This is a genomic window from Oleiphilus sp. HI0079 (genome assembly GCF_001635105.1).
Genome location: NZ_LWFT01001035.1, coordinates 1 through 1,090 on the forward strand (window position 1 = coordinate 1; position 1,090 = coordinate 1,090).

At 47.7% G+C, this 1,090-nt stretch carries 2 protein-coding genes; one reads left to right on the plus strand and one right to left on the minus strand.

All coding sequences use genetic code 11. The features are described from left to right. Nucleotides 1-588, plus strand: a 588-nt coding sequence (locus A3750_RS18645) for a sensor histidine kinase KdpD (RefSeq protein WP_068548599.1), incomplete at its 5' end; no start/stop codon positions are given. Nucleotides 589-620: 32 nt separating this feature from the next. On the opposite strand, the gene A3750_RS18650 is transcribed toward A3750_RS18645, so the two are convergent. Next, on the minus strand, nucleotides 621-1,090 hold a 470-nt coding region (locus tag A3750_RS18650), incomplete at its 5' end, for a hypothetical protein (protein ID WP_231871882.1).

Consider the following 1,090-nt stretch of genomic DNA (forward strand, 5'->3'; position numbering starts at 1 on the left):
CCCGAAGATAGCGAAAACAATCTAGGAGTCAGCACTATCCGCTACGAGACGGAGCGCGTTAACAATGACCTTATTCAGCTTCTTGGGGTCTACCGCTTACATAAGAAAATGCTCTCAGCTCACCTTGATGAGCACTATTTAGATGACATCGTGGCGGAGCAGCAAGCGCAGTATGGGAATGTGTTCGAAGCAAGGAACATAAAGCTGAGTCAGGACATATCGAGCACAGCTTCGTGGTATTTTGATAGGGAGCTTGTATCAGGCATACTGAACAACGCAATTAACAACGCGAGCCGTTATACCAAAAGCGAGATCTTAGTTGCGGCACGAGAAGTAGAGATTTGCGCACACCCCTACATTGAAATTAGCGTGCACGACAATGGACTAGGCTACCCTGAATCCATCTTAAAGCTCGAACCAAGCGATATTCAAAACAACCTTAACTTTAAAACTGGAAGCACTTCACTAGGCCTGTACTTCGCATCTCAAGTAGCTGCGCTGCATCACCAAAATGAGAAACAGGGCTACATCGCCCTTGAAAACGGAGGCAAGCTTGGAGGGGGTGTATTTAATTTGTATCTGCCGTAACCAAGATGACGTAAACGCCCCGCTAAGCCAAATCAATAACGACTACCATGTGGCCTAATGGTGTAATTTGACCCAGGTGCAAACTCGACATCTGTCATATAGATACTGCCAAATGTCGCAGGGCCATCGCTTCCCTTAACACGAATATTCTCCATGTTAATTCGGTCCACCTGAAAACCTGTATAAAAGCGCACACCTCCATCTTCAAGCAGCGAGATAGTGGGAACGCCCTCAAACCGGCGAAAACCCTCCATCGAAATGTCCGCTTCTATTCCGCTCGACAATGGACCAATACCCATAACGGTAGTGACGGTATCCATCAGTTCATACGCCACCTGCTCATCATTTTGCTGTTGATCTTCATCATCGTCGTCATAATCATGTTGAAGCCCTGCCCCAACGGCATCATGACCATAGTTCATGAACGGAATCGCGCTTAGCGAATAAGGCCCCTGCGCAGTAGCATCGCTCATCTGCTCATCGGAGAGTGCAACCAATCCCG